A 17,571-nucleotide genomic window follows, 5' to 3' on the forward strand; every position below is an offset into this window, starting at 1 on the left:
AGCCGCGCGGTACACCGGAGGTCAATCGAAGCGGCCGGTGCGCGCCATCTCCATCAGGCGTGCGATGCGTTCCTCGGTGGCCGGGTGCGTCGAGAACAGGTTCTGCAGGCCGCCGCCGTGCAGCGGGTTCATGATCATCATCTGCGCGGTGGCCGGATGGGCCTCGGCCGCCTGGAACGGAATGCCCGCCGCATAGCGATGAATCTTGTCGAGCGCGGTGGCGAGCGACTGCGGATCGCCGGAAATCTGCGCGCCGCCGCGGTCGGCCTCGAACTCGCGGGCCCGCGAAATCGCCATCTGGATCAAGGCGCCCGCGATCGGCGCGAGCAGCGCGACCGCGATACCCGCGATCGGGTTGGCCGGCCGGCCGTTCTCGTCGCGCCCGCCGAAGAACATCGCGAAGTTCGCGAGTGCCGAGATCGCACCCGCCATCGTCGCGGTGATCGTCGAGATCAGGATGTCGCGGTGCTTCACGTGCGCGAGCTCGTGCGCCATCACCCCGCGCATCTCGCGCTCCGACAGCACGCGCAGGATACCCGTCGTCGCGGCGACCGCCGCGTGCTCGGGGTTGCGGCCCGTCGCGAACGCGTTCGGCGCATCCTCGTTGATCAGGTAGACGCGCGGCATCGGCAGGTTCGCGCGCGTGGCCAGCTCGCGCACCATCCGGTAGAACTGCGGCGCCGTGTTCTCGTCGACTTCCTGCGCGTTGTACATGCGCAGCACCATCTTGTCCGAGAACCAGTACGAGAAGAAATTCATGCCGAGCGCGAACAGCAGCGCGATCGTCATGCCGCGCGAGCCGCCGATCATCCCGCCGATCACGATGAACAGGGCCGTGATCGCGGCCATCAGCATCGCCGTTTTGACCCAATTGAACATACCCACTCCTTATCCGTCAGGGGACCGCCGCGCATCACAGGGCGCGGTGGAAAATTGTAAGCGATTTGTTAGATAAGGTCTTGCCGGAAAAATTCAATCTCAGCGTTGCGACGTTGCAAGACGAAGTCCGAGGCCGACGAACGCGCTGCCGACCGTGCGGTCGAGCCACTTCTTGACGCCCGGCTTGCCGGAAAAGCGCTGTGTGACGCTGCCCGCCACCCACGCGACCAGGCTCGTCCAGACCGTGCTCATCGCGACGAACACCGCGCCGAGGGTCAGGAACGCCCATGCCTTGTGCGGACTGTCGGCCGAGACGAACTGCGGGAAGAACGACACGAAGAACAGCACGACCTTCGGATTCAGCACGTTGGTCCAGAAGCCCTGCATGAACAGCTGGCGCAGCGGCTTGGCGGCCGCGGCCTGCGCGGCTGCGGCGCCCGACGGCGCGCCGGCCTGCTTCGCGATGATCATCCGCACGCCGAGATAGATCAGGTAGGCGGCGCCGACCAGCTTGATCACCGTGAACGCGGTGGCCGACGCGGCCAGCAGCGCGGTCAGGCCGAACGCGCAGGCGAGCGCGTGAACGCAGCAGCCGGCCGAAATGCCGAACGCCGACATCAGCCCCGCGCCGCGCCCCTGCGCGACGCTGCGGCCGACGATGTAGGCCGTATCAGGGCCGGGCGTGACGTTCAGCAGGAAAACCGCGAACACGAAGAAGCCGAAATGGGTGATGCCGAACATGAAAACCTCGAAACCGGAGAGCGCAGGGAAATTCTACGCGCGCCTGCCGCACCGCGCGACTCGGCCGTCCGGCCAGTTGCGCCGGGCCGGCAGACCGGGTCGAATGGCGCTCAGGCCGTGTCAGTCGACGTCGGGCAGCGCGAACCGCTGGCCCGCGGCGAGCGGCGAACCGGCGAGGAATTCGCGCGCGGGCAGCCGCTTGCCGCCCGGCTTCTGCAACTGAGTGACGCGCAGCGCGCCGCTGCCGCATGCGACCACCACGCCTTCCGGCGCGGCTTCGACGATCGTGCCGGGCGCCGCGTTGGCCATCGTGCCGCGCGCCGCCACGGGCTCGGCCGCCCACAGCTTGATGGCCGCGCCGTCGAGCGTCGCGACGCCGCCCGGGAACGGATCGAATGCACGCACCTGGCGCGCGAGTACGTCGGCCGGCTTGCGCCAGTCGAGCGCCGCTTCGTGCTTGCCGATCTTTTCCGCGTAGGTCACGCCGTCGGCGGGCTGCGGCGTCGCCGGCAGCGTGCCGTCGCGCTCGAGCCGCACGAGCGCGTCGACGATCAGCCGCGCGCCGTCGGCGGCGAGGCGGTCGTGCAGCGTCGCGGTCGTATCGTCGGGCGCGATCGCGATGCGCGCCTCCTCGATCATCGCGCCGGTGTCGAGGCCGACGTCCATCTGCATCAGCGTGACGCCCGTCTCGGCGTCGCCGGCCTCGATCGCCCGATGGATCGGCGCGGCGCCGCGCCAGCGCGGCAGCAGCGACGCGTGGATGTTGATGCAGCCCGCGCGCGGGATGTCGAGCACCTCCTGCGGCAGCAGCAGGCCGTACGCGGCCACCACCATCACGTCGTGCGGCGTCGTGCGCAGCAGTTCGATCGCGTCGGCCGCCTCCGCCGGGTACTTGCCGGCGCGACGCAGCGACGGCGGTTGCGCGACGGTCATCCCGTGCTCGACGGCGTAGCGCTTCACGGCACTGGCCTGGAGTTTCATCCCGCGGCCGGCCGGGCGATCGGGCTGGGTAAGCACGAGCGGCACCGGGAAACCGGCCTCGTGGATCGCGGCAAGGGCAGCCGCGGCGAATTCCGGCGTGCCGGCAAAAATCACGCGCAACGTATGGGTCATGACAGCGTTCGGGGTCGGGCTGGGTGCACGCGCATCACATCGCGCGTTCGAGTTTCTTCATCTTCGTCTTGATGCGCGTCTGCTTGAGCGGCGACAGGTATTCGACGAACACGCGGCCCATCAGGTGATCCATCTCGTGCTGGACGCACACGGCGAGCAGGCCCTCGCAGTCGAGCTCGAACGTCTCGCCCTGCTCGTTGAGCGCACGCACGCGCACGTGGTCGGGACGCTCGACTTCGTCGTAGATGCCGGGCACCGACAGGCAGCCTTCTTCATAAGTCTGCTTCGCGTCGCTCGACCACACGATTTCCGGGTTGATGAACGCGCGCAGCTCGTTCTTCTCCTCGGAGACGTCGATCACGATCACGCGCTCGTGCACGTCGACCTGCGTGGCCGCCAGGCCGATGCCGGGCGCCGCGTACATGGTCTCGGCCATGTCGGCGACGAGCTTGCGGATCCGGTCGTCGACCTTGTCGACGGGCTTCGCGACCTTGTGCAGCCGCTTGTCGGGGTAATGAAGAATATTGAGCAAAGCCATGGTGTTCGGTATTCGGTGGAGCGGCGTGCCGCATCGGCCATCCGGCCGGCTGGCGCCGCCGCCGGGATGCAATGAAGATGAGGCGGATGCGTGGCATATCAATGCCGCGGATCGCGCCTCCTGCAATCGGCCGGGCGCCTGCGCGCACGGCCCTGTCGAGTATTTCGGATGATGAAAATTTTATCATGGCGCCACGCGCTTCGCTGGCCGCCGCATTCGAGGGCCGCCTCATGTCGCCGCAAGCGCTGACGCCCGCCGCGCTGCGCGCATGGCTGCAGTTCGCGCATGCGCCCGGCCTCTCGCCTGCCGTGCTGCAACTGCTGCTCGCGGCATTCGGCTCGCCGGAGGCGTTGCTGCGCGCGTCCGACGAGGCGATCGCCACCGTGAGCAGCCCCGCCGCCGCGCAGGCCGTGCGCATGAGCGAGCGCGACGATCTCGATACGCGCACCGCCGCCGCGCTTGCGTGGCTCGACGGGCCGGGCAACGTGCTCGTCACGCTGAGCGATCCGGCCTACCCGCCGCGGCTGCGCGACCTGCACGATCCGCCGCCGCTGCTATATGTAAAGGGAGGGCTCGAGCTGCTGCACGCACGCGGCCTCGCCGTGGTCGGCAGCCGCCATGCGGCGCCGCAAGGGCTCGCCGACGCCACGCAGTTCGCCCGCACGTTGTCCGACGCGGGCCTCACGATCGTCTCGGGCCTGGCGCTCGGGATCGACGGCGCCGCGCACCGTGGCGGGCTCGACGGCCGGTCGGGCACCGTCGCGGTGATCGCGACGGGCGCCGATCTCGTCTATCCGGCGCGGCACCGCGCGCTCGCCCACGAGATCGCCGCACACGGCGCGATCGTGTCGGAGTGGCCGCTCGGCACGCCGGCCCGCGCCGCGCATTTCCCGCAGCGCAACCGGCTGATCGCCGCGCTCGCGATCGGCGCGCTCGTCGTCGAGGCCGCTCCGCGCTCGGGCTCGCTGATCACCGCGCGGCTCGCGAACGAATTGGGGCGCGACGTGTTCGCGATACCCGGTTCGATCCACGCGCCGCTCGCGCAGGGCTGCCACGCGCTGATCCGCGACGGCGCGAAGCTCACCGCGGCGCCGCTCGACGTGCTCGAGGAATACGGGCTGGACGAACCGGCGGCGCGCGCAACGAGCGGCGCAATGCGAGCCGGCAATCAGGGCTCGAACACCGACGCGCTCCGCGAACCTGAAACTGCCGGCATCGCGCAGGCGAATCGCACGGCGGCGACCACCGCACCGGCCTCAATCGAAGCCGCTCCACCAGGCAATCCGTCGGAACGAGCGGTGCTCGCCGCCCTGGGATACGGCCCCGTGACATACGAATGGCTGGCCGAACACAGCGGCCTGTCCGACGACGTGCTGCATGGCGCGCTGCTCGCGCTGGAACTGGCCGGCCGCGTCGCGAGCGTCGCCGGCGGCCGCTTCGCGCGGCTTGACGCAGCGCCCACCCCCTCCACGCGGGGCGTGCTACATTCCCCGGCATAGGGGCGGCCCGGCCGCCGACGCTACCCAAGGAATGCCATGCCCGCGCTGAATCTCGACACCGATGCCGATCGGATCGCCGAGCGCCTCGCCGATCCCGGCACGTTGCTGGTCGCCTGCCTGTGCGCCGAGTGGTGCGGCACGTGCCGCGACTACCGCACCGCCTTCGACCAGCTCGCCGACGCGCATCCGGACGCCTGCTTCGCCTGGATCGACATCGAAACCCACGCCGACCGGCTCGACGATCTCGACGTCGAGAACTTCCCGACCATCCTGATCGAGGATGCCCACACCGCGCGCTTCTTCGGCACGGTGCTGCCGCACGCGGCGATCGTCGAGCGCATGCTGTCCGACCTGAGCGCGGTGCCAGGTGCGCCGCACGCACCGAAATTGCGCGACGTCCTGAACGTCGAAGCCTGAATTCGCGGCCGGCCCGGCGGTTTTGCGCCCGTTTGCGCGCGCCGCCGCGTCGGACGCTTGCCGCCGTTGCGGCCCCCCTCTATGATGAGCCGCTTTTTACACGCCGAGCCGCCGTCGCTGCGGCGTGTGCTATAAAGCGGTCGTAAAAGGGACCCACAACCGGCGAACCCGGTCTACCAACACACACCTGTCATGTCCAAAGCACTGATCATTGCGGAAAAGCCTTCTGTCGCGAACGACATCGCACGCGCTTTGGGCGGCTTTACCAAGCATGACGAGTATTACGAGAGCGACGATTTCGTCCTTTCGTCCGCTGTCGGCCACCTGCTGGAAATCGCCGCCCCGGAAGAGTACGAGGTCAAGCGCGGGAAATGGAGCTTCGCGCACCTGCCCGTCATTCCCCCGCATTTCGACCTGAACCCGATCGCAAAAAGCGAGTCGCGCCTCAAGGTGCTCACGAAGCTGATGAAGCGCAAGGACGTCGACCGCCTGATCAACGCATGTGACGCGGGGCGCGAAGGCGAGCTGATTTTCCGCCTGATCGCGCAGCACGCGAAGGCCAAGCAGCCGGTCCAGCGCCTGTGGCTGCAATCGATGACGCCGCAGGCGATCCGCGACGGTTTCGCGAACCTGCGCAGCGACTCCGACATGCAGCCGCTCGCCGACGCCGCACGCTGCCGCTCGGAAGCCGACTGGCTCGTCGGGATCAATGGCACCCGCGCGATGACCGCGTTCAACAGCAAGGGCGGCGGCTTCTTCCTGACCACCGTCGGTCGCGTTCAGACGCCAACGTTGTCGATCGTCGTCGAACGCGAAGAGAAAATCCGCCGCTTCATCCCGCGCGACTACTGGGAAGTGAAAGCCGAATTCGCGTGCGCGGGCGGCTTCTACGAAGGCAAGTGGTTCGACCCGAAATTCAAGCGCGACGAATTCGATCCGGAAAAGCGCGATTCCCGCCTGTGGAGCCTGCCGGCCGCCGAAACGATCGTCGCCGCCTGCCGCGACCAGGTCGGCACGGTGTCCGAGGAATCGAAGCCGTCGACGCAGCTGTCGCCGCTGCTGTTCGACCTGACGAGCCTGCAGCGCGAGGCGAACAGCCGCTTCGGCTTCTCCGCGAAGAACACGCTCGGCCTCGCCCAGGCGCTGTATGAAAAGCACAAGGTGCTGACCTACCCGCGTACCGACGCGCGCGCGCTGCCGGAAGACTACCTGTCGACGGTCCAGTCCACGCTCGAGATGCTCAAGGAGAGCCACAACTACCTGCCGCATGCCAAGCAGGTGCTCGACAAGGGCTGGGTGAAGCCGAACAAGCGGATCTTCGACAACTCGAAGATCAGCGATCACTTTGCCATCATCCCGACGCTGCAGGCGCCGAAGTCGCTGTCCGAGCCGGAGCAGAAGCTGTACGACATGGTCGTGAAGCGCTTCCTCGCGGTGTTCTTCCCGGCCGCCGAATTCCGCGTGACGACGCGCATCACCGAAGTCGCCGGGCATCACTTCAAGACCGAAGGCAAGGTGCTCGTCGAACCGGGCTGGCTGCAGGTGTACGGCCGCGACGCCGAAGGCGCGGACGCGAACCTCGTGCCGGTGCAGAAGGACGAGAAGGTGAAAACGGACGAAATCGCCGCCGTCGCGCTCGTGACCAAGCCGCCCGCACGCTACTCGGAAGCGACGCTGCTGTCCGCGATGGAAGGCGCCGGCAAGCTGGTCGAGGACGACGAGTTGCGCGAGGCGATGGCCGCGAAAGGTCTCGGCACGCCGGCGACGCGCGCGGCGATCATCGAAGGCCTGCTCGGCGAGAAGTACCTGCTGCGCGAGGGCCGCGAACTGATCCCGACCGCAAAGGCATTCCAGCTGATGACGCTGCTGCGCGGCCTCGGCGTGAAGGAACTCACCGCGCCCGAGCTCACCGGCGAATGGGAATACAAGCTGTCGCAGATGGAGCGCGGCAATCTCGGCCGCGACGCGTTCATGCAGGAAATCGCCCGCATGACGCAGCAGATCGTCAAGCGCGCGAAGGAATACGATTCCGACACGATCCCCGGCGACTACGCGACGCTCGAGACGCCGTGCCCGAACTGCGGCGGCCAGGTGAAGGAAAACTACCGCCGCTTCGCGTGCACGAAGTGCGACTTCTCGATCTCGAAGATCCCGGGCAGCCGGCAGTTCGAGATTCCGGAAGTCGAGGAGCTGCTGCAGAAGAAGGAAATCGGGCCGCTGTCCGGGTTCCGCAGCAAGATGGGGCGCCCGTTCTCCGCGATCCTCAAGCTGTCCTTCGACGACGAGACGAAGAACTACAAGCTCGAGTTCGATTTCGGCCAGGACCAGGGCGGCGAGGAAGGCGAAGCGCCCGACTTCTCCGCGCAGGAACCGGTCGGCGCGTGCCCGAAGTGCAAGGGCCGCGTGTTCGAGCACGGGATGAGCTACGTGTGCGAGCACTCGGTCGCGAACCCGAAGACCTGCGACTTCCGCTCGGGCAAGGTGATCCTGCAACAGGAAATCACGCGCGAGCAGATGGGCAAGCTGCTGGCCGACGGCCGCACGGATCTGCTGCCGAACTTCAAGTCGTCGCGCACCGGCCGCAACTTCAAGGCGTTCCTCGTGAAGCAGCCGGACGGCAAGATCGGTTTCGAGTTCGAGAAGAAGGAGCCGAAAGCCGCCGCCGCGAAGAAGACGGCCAAATCGGCGACGAAGGACGCCGAAACCGTGACGGAAGGCGCCGAGGAGAAACCGGCACCGGCCCGCAAGACCGCCGCCCGCAAAACCACGGCGCGCAAGACGGGTTCGTGACGGCCCGACCGCCGGGCGCCGCCTGCGGCGCGTCCGGCGCCGGCCCGCAGCCATAAAAAAACGCGGATCGAACGATCCGCGTTTTTTTTGTGCCGGCTGGGGCGCTGCCGGGCCTGGGCCGCCGAGCCGTTACAGCGGCGACGGCACCGCCACGCGCGTGCGCGGCGAACGCGCCAGACGCGGCTGCAGGTTCGGATCGGTCGATTCGGGCTGCTCGGCACGCATCTCGACGCCGATCGGCGGCAGCGTCGCGCCCTGCGCGGCCCACTGTTCGCCCATCATCGCGTCGGTCGAATGGCTGAAATGCTCGACGAGATGGTCGATGAACGTGCGCACCTTCGCCGGCAGATGGCGCCGGCTCGGGTAGGCAATGTTGATCTCGACCTGCGGCAGCCGGAAATCCGGCAGCAGCCGCACGAGCGCGCCGCGCGCGATGTCGCTGCCGATCAGGTAGCTCGGCAGGATCGCGACCCCCATCCCGAGCAACGCGAACTGGCGCAGCATCGCGGTGTTGTTCGCGACGATCACGTTGGTCGGGCGCACGCGCACTTCGCCGTCCGGCCCCGTGAACACGCGCTCGTCGCCCCAGTATTCGGTCGGCAGGCTCAGCGCCGGATGCTCGGCGAGCTGTTCCGGATGCGTCGGCACGCCGTGCTTCTCCAGATAGCTCGGCGTCGCGCACACGGTCATGCAGCCGGTGGTCAGGCGCCGCGTGACGATGCTCGCGCTGCGCATCTGGCGCGTGACGACGATGCCGACGTCGAAGCCTTCCTCGACGAGATCGACCTGCCGGTCGACCAGCGTGAGATCCGGCACCACCTTCGGGAAATTCTCCGTGTACGACTGCAGCACGGGCGCGAGGTTGTGCAGGCCGAACACGACCGGCGCAACGATGCGCAGCGTGCCGACCGGCTCGTGATTGCGTGCGACGACCATCTGCTCGACATCCTCGAGCTCGTCGAGGATCTGGCGGGCACGCTCCAGATAGACCTGACCCGACTCCGTCAGGGAGAGGCTGCGCGTGGTGCGGTTAAGCAAACGCGTGCCGAGCCGGCCTTCCAGATCGGCGACGTGGCGCGTCGCGACCGCGTTGGAGATATCCATTGCGCTCGCGGCCCGCGCGAAACTGCCGAGATCTGCAACCTTGACGAACACGCGCATCGACTGCAAATGATCCATAAACGACTCCTGCCGCTGTTACAACTTCAAAAAGATGAAGCAAATGCGTAATTCTCCTACGACAGCGGAAATGATGCAGAGTTGCTCAACAAGGGGCCGGTTGACGATAAAAATAGTCAAAAATCCTCGGCTTCCGCGGATAGTTGATCCAATTATTCTGCTTGGAGCAACAATTGGGTGAACCTCGTCGAGGAAGTGGCCGAATCAGGAAGGACCTATTTGATGCGACACAACAGCGCACCCCGTCGCACGGCGCAGGAGCGGCGCCGGGTGTGGCCGGCGCCGATTGCGGCGGAGCGTAACAACCTGTTAAAAAGACACCGCGAAGGCGGCCGACGTTGCATCATGTCGGCCCCGGCCGGGCGGGACGGGCGCGCAACGTGCGCCACCGCCACGGCCGCTTTCAACGCGCGACACCCCGTTCACCATGAAAATTGCCATCCTCGACGACTACCAGGACGCCGTCCGCAAGCTGAACTGCTTCGAGATGCTCGCCGGCCACGACGTAAAGGTCTTCAACAATACGGTGCGCGGCCTGGGACAGCTCGCCAGCCGTCTGGCGGAAGTCGAGGCGCTCGTGCTGATTCGTGAACGGACCCCGATTACCTCGCAGCTGCTGTCGAAGCTGCCGAACCTGCGCATGATCAGCCAGACCGGCCGCGTGTCGAGCCACATCGATCTCGACGCGTGTACCGACCGCGGCATCGCGGTGCTCGAAGGCACCGGTTCGCCGGTCGCGCCGGCCGAGCTGACCTGGGCGCTCGTGATGGCCGCCCAGCGCCGCATTCCGCAATACGTCGCGAACCTGAAGCAAGGCGCGTGGCAGCAGTCGGGCCTGAAGACGTCGGCGCTGCCGCCGAACTTCGGCCTCGGCCAAGTGCTGCGCGGCCAGACGCTCGGCATCTGGGGCTACGGGAAGATCGGCCGGCTCGTCGCCGGTTACGGCAAGGCGTTCGGGATGAACGTGCTGGTATGGGGCCGCGAGCATTCGCTCGAAGCCGCACGCGCCGACGGCTACACGGCCGCCGCCAGCCGCGAAGCGCTGTTCGAGCAGAGCGACGTGCTGTCGCTGCACCTGCGCCTGCATGACGACACGCGCGGCATCGTGAAGCAGGAAGACCTGATGCGGATGAAGCCGACGTCGCTGCTCGTCAATACGAGCCGCGCCGAGCTGCTCGAGGAAAACGCGCTCGTCAACGCGCTGTCGCACAACCGTCCGGGGATGGTCGCGATCGACGTGTTCGAAAGCGAGCCGATCCTGCAGGGCTACAGCCTGCTGCGGATGGAAAACGTGATCTGCACGCCGCACATCGGCTACGTCGAACGCGAAAGCTACGAACTGTATTTCAGCGCCGCATTCCGCAACATTCTCGCGTTCGACGACGGCGACATGTCAAGCCTCGCCAACCCGGAAGCGCTGACGCCGATCCGCAAGCGCTGATCGCACGGGCCGCGCGCGCCGCGCGGCCCCACCGTTTCATTCCCCGCTCGTCAGGCGGCCACGCGGCCGCCCGTCATCGCGCCGACGCGCGCAAGGAAGTGCTCGCCGTCGCGCCGTCCGAGATCGTACGCATGCCGCATCTGCGACGGGCTCGTGTAGTCCCAGCTCGAAATCGGTACCTTGCTCGACGGCTGCACGTACAGCCGCCGCTGGTCGCCATGCGCGACCGTGAACATCTGCGGACGCGGGTACAGCCGCGTAACGAGCACCAGCACGTCGCCCGGCGACGGATCGAGCGCATCGACCGGCACGTTGTCGACCATCCCGCCGTCGAGCACCGGCCGGCCGCCACGCCGCAGCACCGGCGTGAACGGCGGCGTGCAGGACGACTGCAGGATCAGGTCGGCGAGCTCGTCGACTTGCGTGCAAGCCTGCGCCCGCACGAATTCGGGCCGGAAACCGAGCGTGCGCCCGAGCGTCGGGTGCAGCGTCTTGCGCACGTACTTCTCGATGTTGTATGCGACGAGGCCGGCCGCGACGGCGCTGCGCGCGCCGAGCCAGCGCGGCACGTGCGACACGCCGATGCGGATCTCCGGCGCCGTGGCGAGCTTCGCGAACGGCTCGCCGTAAATGTCGAGCAGCGCCTGACGATAGATCCGGTAATGCGGAAACACGGGCTCGCGCCCGAACAGGTTGCCCCAGTACGCATTCTTCCGGTTGTGGCGCAGCGCTTCTTCGTAATAGCGCATCACCCACGCGGCGTCGCGTGTATACAGCATGCAGGCGGTGGCCGCGCCGGCCGAGATGCCGGTGATCACGCGCGGGCGCAGGTCGAGGGCCGGCCGCGCGACGTCCCAGAAGCCGGCCTGCCACCAGCAGCGATTGCCGCCGCCCGCGAATACGATCTGGTCGAACATCGCGCCGCTCAGCTGACGAGCGCGTAGGTCGACGTCGCGTGAACGGCCATCTTGCCGTCCTCGTCGAACAGCTCGACTTCGCCGAACACGAGGTTGCGGCCCATCCGCAGCACGCGCGCGGTGACGAGCACGTCGCCCTTGCGCACGGGACGCATGAAGTTCGTGTTCAGCGACACCGTCGTCATCGGCCGGAATTCGCCGAGCGCCGACGAGATCGCGACCACCATCGCGGTGTCGGCGGCCGCCGTGAACACCTGGCCGCAGATGATGCCGCCCGAATGGCGGAACTCGCCGGAAAACGGCAGGCGCAGCGTGACGCTGTCATCGCCGATCGACACGGGGACCAGACCCAGCGAGCGGACCCACGGGGCCAGCAGGCGATCCAGCAATTCGCGGACTGCGTTTTCGTCCATCTTCGGATGTCCAGAAAACGTTGCGCGACCGCCGCGCAACGCGTGTGGCGTCATCATACCGGGAGCGCGCAAACTGCGATCGCTCGTTACCGCGCTGACAGCCGCGGTTGTCTTGACGAAATATTTTCAGGAAATTTGCACAAAGGGCTTGCCATGTCCTGAAAACCCCGGCATAATCTTTCTTCTGTTGGGGGCGTTAGCTCAGTTGGTAGAGCAGCGGACTCTTAATCCGTAGGTCGAGTGTTCGAGTCACTCACGCCCCACCAGGAATTCCAAAGGCCGGTCAGCGAAAGCTGACCGGCCTTTTCCGTTTTGGCCGCCGCATTCGTCGCGGCGCGCGCCTTTGGCGGCGATACGCGAGCGCACGCCCGTTGCACATCGTTTCCGCTAGAATCCTCCGACAAATATCACACGACCGGCGCAGGGTTCGTCGTTTGCCCGCCGGCACTGAGAGAACATGGGACGTCAGACATGGAAGCATGTGAACGAGACGCGACCATTCAGAGGGCATGGTTGCGCCGATATCGGCCCGTCCGTCGCGATGGGCCGTGCATCCGGACACACCCGACTCCGCACGGCGCACGAACCGGATCGCGTCATGCCCGGTAAGGACGCGCTGCTCGCACTGATGATCGGCGTCGTCCTGTTCGTGCTGGCCGGCGTGCTCGCCATCACGGCCGGCCGGGAACCGGGCAATCTGGTCCGCGCGCCGGGCACGGTCGTGCGCATCGTCCAGGACAGCGACGCGATGCACGCGTACCGGCCGATCGTCGCGTACCTCGCGAACGACGGCCAGCGCCGCGAAGTCGCCGGCAATACCGCGTCGACGGTCCCCGCCTACGACATCGGCGAAAACGTCGACGTCCTGCTCGACCCCGCGCACCCCGAGCGCCCCGCGCTGATCGACGATTTCACGCAACGCTGGTTTCCGGCGGCCGTGCCGGCGCTGCTCGCCGTCGCGTCGTTCGCGATCGGCGGCCTGCTGATTGCCCGCGAGCGTCGCCACCGGCAATCGGACCCGGCGCCGCGCCGCGTCGCGCACACGCCGGCACGGCGTCGCTGGGATGTCGCGATCGTGCTGATTCCGATCGCGATCGGCACGGGCTTCCTCGCCGGCGCCGGCGCGGCCGGCCTGCGTCAGTGGCAGATCGTCCATCACTATGCGCGCTCGACCGGCCATGTGGTCGAGATCGCGAAAAACGGGCGGTCGTCACGGTCGCGCACGTCACTGTATTCGGCCGTCGTCGCGTTCACGACCGACAGCGGGCGGCTGATCACGTTCGCGCAGGGCTCGGCGTCGTCGCACCCGGGCCTGCACGAAGGCGACGCGGTCAACGTGCTGTACGACCCCGTCACGCCCGAGCGTGCGCTCGTCGACCGCTTCTGGGATCGCTGGGGCCTGACGGCCATCCTGTTCGCGATCGGTGCGCCGTTCCTGGCGGCCGGGCTGTTCGTCGCCGCGACGCTATGGCCCGGCCATCGGCCGCACGGCACTGCTCAATGACGCACGCGCGGCGCGGCAGCCGCCGCAGCGCGCGTGTCACCGCTCCCTGAACGCCTCCACCTTCGCGCGGTTCCCGCACGTGCGCATGTCGCACCACCGTCGCCCGACGCCGCGGCCGCGATCGACGAAGAACCACGTACACCGGCCGCACTGCCGCACCCGCGCGAAATCGTCGCTGCGCATCAGATCTTCGAAACCGAGCGCGATCGCATCGACCCAGCGCGACGCGGCCCGCGCATCGGGCCGCCACGCGAAGCGGCCGCCGACCGCATCGAATGCGCTGCGCCCGATCGCGTCGCGGATCGCCACCGCGAGCCGCTCCGCCGCGCGCGCGCCCGCGCTGCCGCCACCTTCAGCCGTCAGATGTGCGATCGCGACGTACGCGTCTTCGCGAAAGCGGCGCAGCGCCGCGAGTTCGTCGGGGCCGTCCTGCCGCGGATGACGTAGCAGCCGCGCCAGATCGTCCGGCGCCGGCAACCCCGCTTTCCCGGCCCACGCGCGCACGGCCGGCCAGTCGACGAGCTTGTCCTCGGCGCGCGTCTTGCCCGTGTCGGCCACCGTGTTGAGGAAGTCGAGCGCCGGATGGCCGCCGACGAAATCGGCCGCGCGCCATTCGTGCCGGGGTCGCACCGGGTCGGATCGAGTAACCATTTATTTTCACCTATTCGGTTTCACATCCGGACAATCCGGCGTAACCTGTTAACAACCAAAACAGGTTAGCACGGAGAAGCCGATGCTCGAACTCCCGAACCGCTTCAATTTCGAAGGCCACCGGATTGCATGGGGCACGCTCGGCGAAGGGCCGCCGCTCGTGCTGGTGCACGGCACGCCGTTTTCGTCGCAGGTATGGCGCCGGATCGCGCCGTGGCTCGCGCGGCGCCATCGCGTGTATTTCTACGACCTGCTCGGCTACGGGCAGTCCGACATGCCGGACGCGGACGTGTCGCTGGGTCGCCAGAACGCGCTGTTCGGCGCGCTGCTGAATGAATGGAAACTCGCGCGGCCGCGCGTGCTCGCGCACGACTACGGCGGCGCAACCGCACTGCGCGCGCACTTTCTCGACGGCATCGCATATGCGGATCTCACGCTGGTGAACCCGGTCGCGATCGCGCCGCAAGGCTCGCCGTTCGTCCGTCACGTCGCGCAGCACGAAGCCGCGTTCACCGGCCTGCCCGCGTACGCGCATCACGCGCTTCTGTCGGCCTATCTCGGCAATGCGGTCGCGCGCCCGCTGAGCGACGACGCGCTGTCGATCTACCGTGCACCGTGGCTCACGCCGGCCGGCCAGGCCGCGTTCTATCGGCAGATCGCGCAGATGCGCCAGCGCTACATCGAGGAAGCGGAGGCCCGCTACGCGCCGCCGGACTTTCCGGTGCGCATCGTGTGGGGCGAGGACGACGCGTGGATTCCGCTCGAGCAAGGGCAGGCGCTCGCCGATCGCATCGCGAACGGCCAGTTGATCCGGGTGCCGCACGCGGGCCATCTGGTTCAGGAAGATGCGCCCGAAGCGATCGTCGCCGCGGTGCTCGACGCGCACGCGCAACGCTGAGCGCGCCCCCATCGCGCCGCGTCGTCAGAACGCCGGCACGCCTTGCGCGAGCGTCGCGACGAACTTCGCGGTGCGCGGGTCGCGCGGCCGGCCGAACAGGTCGCGCGATGCGCCGGCTTCGACGATGCGGCCATCGGCGAGAAACACCGCATCGTGCGCGATCGACGCGGCGAGGCGCAGGTCGTGCGTGGCCATCAGCATCGTCGTGCCTTCACGCGCGAGCTGGCGCAGCACCTCGACCACTTCGACGGACAGCTCCGGATCGAGCGCCGACGTCGGTTCGTCGCACAGCAGCACCTGCGGCGACGGCGCGAGCGCCCGCGCGATCGCCACGCGCTGCTGCTGTCCGCCCGACAGCGTGGCCGGCCATGCGTCGGCCTTGTCCGCGATGCCGACCTTGTCGAGCAGCGCGAGCGCGCGCTCCCGGGCCCGCTCGCGCGGCCAGCGCTGCACGGTCACGAGCCCCTCCATCACGTTCTGCACGACGCTCAGGTGCGGAAACAACTGGAAGTTCTGGAACACCATGCCGGTCTGCTTGCGCACCGCGAACACCGCGTCGCGCGACGGCCGGCGCGCCGGCACGAAGTCGATGCGCGCGTCACCGACAACCAGCGCACCCGCCTCCGGCACTTCGAGCAGGTTCACGCAGCGCAGCAGCGTGCTCTTGCCGCTGCCGGACGGCCCGATCAGCGCGGTCACGCTGCCCGGCTGCAACGCGAGGTCGATTCCGCTCAGCACGCGATGCGCGCCGAACGACTTGTCGATGCGTTCGAGGCGGATCATCGCAACTCCGCGTGGAACAGCGCGTGCCGGCCGAAGCGGGTTTCGAGGCGACGTTGCAGCGTGGACAGCACCGAGCTGAACAGCAGATAGATCAGCGCGGCTTCGGTATAGAGAATCAGCGGCTCGTAGGTCACGGCCGCGATGCGTTGCGCGGCCTGGAAGATCTCGGGCACCGTCAACACGGCCGCGAGCGACGTGTCCTTCACGAGCGAGATGAACGAGTTCGACAGCGCGGGCAGCGCGACGCGCGCGGCCTGCGGCAGGATCGCGCGACGCAGCGCCTGCGCGCGCGTCATCGACATCGAGTACGCGGCCTCCCACTGCCCTTTCGGCATCGATTCGATCACGCCGCGAATCACTTCCGCGTTGTATGCGCCGACGTTCAGCGAGAAACCGATCACGGCGGCCGTCAGCGGATCGAGCACGATGCCGACGTTCGGCAATCCGTAGAAGATCACGAACAGTTGCACGAGCAGCGGCGAGCCGCGGAACAGCCAGATATAGAACCGCACGACGGCCTGCGCCCAGCGCGGCCCGAACAGCCGCGTGAGCGCCGCGCCGAACGCAAGCAATAAACCGATCGCGAACGACGCGAGCGTGAGCGGAACCGTGAACACGAGCCCTGCAACGAGCAGGGGCCGCAGCGATTCCGCCATCAGGTGCAGCCAGGCCGGCATCGTTCAGCCTCGCGTCACGGCTGCGACACGTCGCGGCCGAAGTATTTCTGCGAGATCTTCGCGTAGGTGCCGTCCGCCTTGATGTCCGCGAGCGCCTTGTCGATCGCGGCCACCAGCGCCGGGCTGCCCTTGCGCAGCAGCACGCCGGACGCGTCGCCCGCGCCGGTCTGGTCGGTCGCCGCGATCTTCAGTTTCGCGTCGGGCTTGTGCTTGCGGAAATCGAGGTACGACAGCGAATCGTTGATCGTCGCATCGACGCGCCCCGACGTCAGCAGGTCGATCGATTCATTGAAACCCTGCACCGGCACCACGTCGGCGCCGTGCGCGGCCGCGAGCTTGCCGAAATTGCTGGTCAGCGTGTTCGCGGATTTCTTGCCCTTCAGGTCGTCGAACGAGCGGATCGTCGTGTTGTCCGCGCGCACGATCAGCACCGCGTGCGACGTGATGTACGGCGTCGAGAAATCGTATTTCGCCTTGCGCGCATCGGTGATCGACACTTCGTTGACGACCGCGTCGTAGCGGTTCACGTCGAGGCCCGCGATCAGCCCGTCCCATTTGCCTTCGACGAACTGCGGCTTCACGCCGAGGCGCTGCGCGATCGCGGTCGCGATGTCGACGTCGAAGCCGGTCAGCTTGCCCGTCTCGTCGTGGTACGTGAACGGCGCGTAGGTGCCTTCGGTGCCGACGCGGAACACGCCGGCCGACTTGATCTGCGACAGGTCGTCGGCAGCCAGCGCACTGGTGGCCGCGGTGGCCTGCAGCAGCGCGACGACCAGGAGGGAGCGGAGGAATTTCATGGTGCGGACCCCGAATGATTGGAGAGAATCATCCCGCCGGCATGCGTGCGCCGTTCGAGAGGTCCGCGAATTCTACCGACGCGTCGAGGCGCGGCAAAAACGCAAATCGGCTAACGATATGAGCCGATCGAATAACGCCCGCACCGGCCGCCAGGCCAGCGCGGGATCTTACACACCGCTTACCAGGGCAGCGAATACGTCTTCGTATTCGTGAAGCTCTTCATCGCTTCCTGCACGCCCTCCTTGTAGCCGAGCCCCGAATCCTTCACGCCGCCGAACGGCGTCAGTTCGAGCCGATAGCCGGGCACTTCGCGCACGTTCACGCTGCCGACTT

General features: G+C 67.6%; 18 protein-coding genes and 1 tRNA gene. 7 read left to right on the top strand and 12 right to left on the bottom strand.

Annotated features, from left to right (window positions below):
- Positions 1–21: 21 nt before the first annotated feature.
- The 4 genes from htpX to def form a co-directional block, all read right to left on the bottom strand.
- Positions 22–879, bottom strand: coding sequence for a zinc metalloprotease HtpX (gene htpX, locus H0X91_RS23920; RefSeq protein WP_006485774.1), 858 nt, complete (start codon positions 877–879; stop codon positions 22–24).
- Between the two features lie 99 nt (positions 880–978).
- On the bottom strand, positions 979–1,620 hold the full coding sequence (locus H0X91_RS23925) for a LysE family translocator (RefSeq protein WP_006495387.1): 642 nt from the start codon (positions 1,618–1,620) through the stop codon (positions 979–981).
- Between the two features lie 120 nt (positions 1,621–1,740).
- Entirely contained in the window at positions 1,741–2,733 is a 993-nt protein-coding gene (gene fmt, locus H0X91_RS23930; RefSeq protein WP_006495388.1) for a methionyl-tRNA formyltransferase, read from the bottom strand.
- A gap of 34 nt (positions 2,734–2,767) precedes the next feature.
- Positions 2,768–3,271 (bottom strand): peptide deformylase, encoded by a 504-nt coding sequence (gene def, locus H0X91_RS23935; RefSeq protein WP_006485794.1) that lies wholly within the window; start codon positions 3,269–3,271, stop codon positions 2,768–2,770.
- A gap of 185 nt (positions 3,272–3,456) precedes the next feature.
- Between def and dprA the strand changes: the two genes are divergently transcribed.
- The 3 genes from dprA to H0X91_RS23950 all read left to right on the top strand — a co-directional run bounded on the left by dprA (position 3,457) and on the right by H0X91_RS23950 (position 7,977).
- A complete protein-coding gene (dprA, locus tag H0X91_RS23940) occupies positions 3,457–4,770 on the top strand; it encodes a DNA-processing protein DprA (protein WP_196433403.1) in 1,314 nt (437 codons plus the stop codon).
- Positions 4,771–4,806: 36 nt separating this feature from the next.
- The gene (locus tag H0X91_RS23945; protein WP_006485786.1) at positions 4,807–5,187 is read left to right on the top strand and encodes a thioredoxin family protein; all 381 of its coding nucleotides are present in this window, start codon (positions 4,807–4,809) and stop codon (positions 5,185–5,187) included.
- Between the two features lie 192 nt (positions 5,188–5,379).
- Positions 5,380–7,977, top strand: coding sequence for a DNA topoisomerase III (locus H0X91_RS23950; protein ID WP_012492332.1), 2,598 nt, complete (start codon positions 5,380–5,382; stop codon positions 7,975–7,977).
- Between the two features lie 129 nt (positions 7,978–8,106).
- Here H0X91_RS23950 and H0X91_RS23955 read toward each other — a convergent pair whose 3' ends face one another.
- Positions 8,107–9,156, bottom strand: a complete 1,050-nt coding sequence (locus H0X91_RS23955; RefSeq protein WP_006485796.1) for a LysR family transcriptional regulator — start codon at positions 9,154–9,156, stop codon at positions 8,107–8,109.
- Positions 9,157–9,583: 427 nt separating this feature from the next.
- Here H0X91_RS23955 and H0X91_RS23960 point away from each other — a divergent pair, with 427 nt between their 5' ends.
- Positions 9,584–10,597 carry a D-2-hydroxyacid dehydrogenase family protein gene (locus H0X91_RS23960; protein WP_080331652.1) on the top strand — a complete coding sequence of 338 codons (1,014 nt, stop codon included), beginning with the start codon at positions 9,584–9,586 and terminating at the stop codon, positions 10,595–10,597.
- Positions 10,598–10,647: 50 nt separating this feature from the next.
- Here H0X91_RS23960 and H0X91_RS23965 read toward each other — a convergent pair whose 3' ends face one another.
- Both H0X91_RS23965 and H0X91_RS23970 read right to left on the bottom strand, forming a co-directional pair.
- Positions 10,648–11,514: a patatin-like phospholipase family protein gene (locus H0X91_RS23965; RefSeq protein ID WP_006491411.1), complete on the bottom strand. Its 867-nt coding sequence runs from the start codon at positions 11,512–11,514 to the stop codon at positions 10,648–10,650.
- A gap of 8 nt (positions 11,515–11,522) precedes the next feature.
- A complete protein-coding gene (locus H0X91_RS23970; RefSeq protein WP_034201217.1) occupies positions 11,523–11,927 on the bottom strand; it encodes a PaaI family thioesterase in 405 nt (134 codons plus the stop codon).
- 190 nt (positions 11,928–12,117) lie between these two features.
- Between H0X91_RS23970 and H0X91_RS23975 the strand changes: the two genes are divergently transcribed.
- Together H0X91_RS23975 and H0X91_RS23980 are read left to right on the top strand one after the other, a co-directional pair.
- Positions 12,118–12,193: transfer RNA gene (locus tag H0X91_RS23975), tRNA-Lys, on the top strand.
- A gap of 191 nt (positions 12,194–12,384) precedes the next feature.
- Positions 12,385–13,431 (top strand): DUF3592 domain-containing protein, encoded by a 1,047-nt coding sequence (locus tag H0X91_RS23980; RefSeq protein ID WP_196433404.1) that lies wholly within the window; start codon positions 12,385–12,387, stop codon positions 13,429–13,431.
- A gap of 36 nt (positions 13,432–13,467) precedes the next feature.
- Here the strand turns inward: H0X91_RS23980 and H0X91_RS23985 are convergent, their stop codons facing one another.
- Positions 13,468–14,082: a CGNR zinc finger domain-containing protein gene (locus tag H0X91_RS23985; RefSeq protein WP_006495393.1), complete on the bottom strand. Its 615-nt coding sequence runs from the start codon at positions 14,080–14,082 to the stop codon at positions 13,468–13,470.
- 82 nt (positions 14,083–14,164) lie between these two features.
- On the opposite strand from H0X91_RS23985, the gene H0X91_RS23990 reads away from it, so the two are divergent.
- Positions 14,165–14,980: an alpha/beta fold hydrolase gene (locus tag H0X91_RS23990; RefSeq protein ID WP_006495394.1), complete on the top strand. Its 816-nt coding sequence runs from the start codon at positions 14,165–14,167 to the stop codon at positions 14,978–14,980.
- A gap of 24 nt (positions 14,981–15,004) precedes the next feature.
- On the opposite strand, the gene H0X91_RS23995 is transcribed toward H0X91_RS23990, so the two are convergent.
- From H0X91_RS23995 to H0X91_RS24010, 4 genes are all read right to left on the bottom strand, one after another.
- Positions 15,005–15,763, bottom strand: a complete 759-nt coding sequence (locus tag H0X91_RS23995) for an amino acid ABC transporter ATP-binding protein (protein ID WP_006485792.1) — start codon at positions 15,761–15,763, stop codon at positions 15,005–15,007.
- Positions 15,760–16,440, bottom strand: coding sequence for an amino acid ABC transporter permease (locus H0X91_RS24000; protein ID WP_006485773.1), 681 nt, complete (start codon positions 16,438–16,440; stop codon positions 15,760–15,762). Before H0X91_RS24000 ends, H0X91_RS23995 begins: the two co-directional genes overlap by 4 nt.
- A 14-nt stretch (positions 16,441–16,454) precedes the next feature.
- Positions 16,455–17,237 (bottom strand): amino acid ABC transporter substrate-binding protein, encoded by a 783-nt coding sequence (locus H0X91_RS24005; RefSeq protein WP_006485790.1) that lies wholly within the window; start codon positions 17,235–17,237, stop codon positions 16,455–16,457.
- A gap of 179 nt (positions 17,238–17,416) precedes the next feature.
- A partial coding sequence (locus H0X91_RS24010) for an aldehyde dehydrogenase family protein (RefSeq protein ID WP_134256959.1) occupies positions 17,417–17,571 on the bottom strand: 155 nt, incomplete at its 5' end.

The sequence above is a fragment of the Burkholderia sp. 9777_1386 genome (assembly GCF_015712265.1).
Classification (GTDB): Bacteria; Pseudomonadota; Gammaproteobacteria; order Burkholderiales; family Burkholderiaceae; genus Burkholderia; species Burkholderia cenocepacia.

Excerpts from the sequence above, each read along its gene's own strand:
- H0X91_RS23925 (WP_006495387.1), bottom strand. The coding sequence starts at position 1,620 with ATGTTCGGCATCACCCATTTCGGCTTCTTCGTGTTCGCGGTTTTCCTG.
- dprA (WP_196433403.1), top strand. The coding sequence starts at position 3,457 with ATGGCGCCACGCGCTTCGCTGGCCGCCGCATTCGAGGGCCGCCTCATG.
- H0X91_RS23945 (WP_006485786.1), top strand. The coding sequence starts at position 4,807 with ATGCCCGCGCTGAATCTCGACACCGATGCCGATCGGATCGCCGAGCGC.
- htpX (WP_006485774.1), bottom strand. The coding sequence starts at position 879 with ATGTTCAATTGGGTCAAAACGGCGATGCTGATGGCCGCGATCACGGCC.
- H0X91_RS23965 (WP_006491411.1), bottom strand. The coding sequence starts at position 11,514 with ATGTTCGACCAGATCGTATTCGCGGGCGGCGGCAATCGCTGCTGGTGG.
- H0X91_RS23955 (WP_006485796.1), bottom strand. The coding sequence starts at position 9,156 with ATGGATCATTTGCAGTCGATGCGCGTGTTCGTCAAGGTTGCAGATCTC.
- H0X91_RS23980 (WP_196433404.1), top strand. The coding sequence starts at position 12,385 with ATGGGACGTCAGACATGGAAGCATGTGAACGAGACGCGACCATTCAGA.
- H0X91_RS23990 (WP_006495394.1), top strand. The coding sequence starts at position 14,165 with ATGCTCGAACTCCCGAACCGCTTCAATTTCGAAGGCCACCGGATTGCA.
- H0X91_RS24005 (WP_006485790.1), bottom strand. The coding sequence starts at position 17,237 with ATGAAATTCCTCCGCTCCCTCCTGGTCGTCGCGCTGCTGCAGGCCACC.
- H0X91_RS23970 (WP_034201217.1), bottom strand. The coding sequence starts at position 11,927 with ATGGACGAAAACGCAGTCCGCGAATTGCTGGATCGCCTGCTGGCCCCG.
- def (WP_006485794.1), bottom strand. The coding sequence starts at position 3,271 with ATGGCTTTGCTCAATATTCTTCATTACCCCGACAAGCGGCTGCACAAG.
- H0X91_RS23960 (WP_080331652.1), top strand. The coding sequence starts at position 9,584 with ATGAAAATTGCCATCCTCGACGACTACCAGGACGCCGTCCGCAAGCTG.
- H0X91_RS24000 (WP_006485773.1), bottom strand. The coding sequence starts at position 16,440 with ATGCCGGCCTGGCTGCACCTGATGGCGGAATCGCTGCGGCCCCTGCTC.
- fmt (WP_006495388.1), bottom strand. The coding sequence starts at position 2,733 with ATGACCCATACGTTGCGCGTGATTTTTGCCGGCACGCCGGAATTCGCC.
- H0X91_RS23985 (WP_006495393.1), bottom strand. The coding sequence starts at position 14,082 with ATGGTTACTCGATCCGACCCGGTGCGACCCCGGCACGAATGGCGCGCG.
- H0X91_RS23950 (WP_012492332.1), top strand. The coding sequence starts at position 5,380 with ATGTCCAAAGCACTGATCATTGCGGAAAAGCCTTCTGTCGCGAACGAC.
- H0X91_RS23995 (WP_006485792.1), bottom strand. The coding sequence starts at position 15,763 with ATGATCCGCCTCGAACGCATCGACAAGTCGTTCGGCGCGCATCGCGTG.